Here is a 573-nt window from a genome sequence, read left to right as displayed (position 1 = left end):
CCAAAACAAAATGTATAAGTTTTTAAATGAGAGCTATATAAGTATTCCAGAGTAATGTGTTTGTGTGGTAGCTATATTTAGCATATTATTGACAATTTATTCTAAACATTTGAAAAGCGAAATATATAGCTTTTCTATTATGTGTAATATACAAACTTTAGAATCTATATCTTACTTCGATTCTATAATCAGTTCCGGGTTCATACAATGCAGCTCGAACTTGATTTATTGATTCGCTTTTTGAATTATCTGCTTCTACTTTTAGAGGTGAAGTAGGATCAACATAGAATTGGTTAAAAATATTTAGTATGCTAAAGCGTAAAGTAAGCTTATCTTTACCGAGTGGATAATAGTTAAAATGCACATCAGATATTGTATATCCCTCCTTGCCTATATCTTCAAACTCCCTTTGATAAATATTAAATCCTTGAGTTCCATCTTTAAACCCAGTTACAAAGCGAGAAAACCAAGCCACATCGAAATTATCCATCTCATACTTTAAGCTTATATTGAATGTATATCCCCAAGTAGCTCCTAACTCATAAGTATCAGCAAGCAACTTACCATTGCCAA

At 31.2% G+C, this 573-nt stretch carries 1 pseudogene; it reads right to left on the bottom strand.

Features of this window, described 5'->3' with window-relative positions:
* Positions 1-157: 157 nt before the first annotated feature.
* A pseudogene (locus tag LS73_RS09770) lies at positions 158-573 on the bottom strand (TonB-dependent receptor); the annotation flags it as partial.

It is taken from the genome of Helicobacter muridarum (genome assembly GCF_000765805.2).
In the GTDB taxonomy this organism is placed as follows: domain Bacteria; phylum Campylobacterota; class Campylobacteria; order Campylobacterales; family Helicobacteraceae; genus Helicobacter_A; species Helicobacter_A muridarum.
Note: the sequence above shows the minus strand (reverse complement) of the source record. Positions and strands in the feature narration are given on the sequence as shown.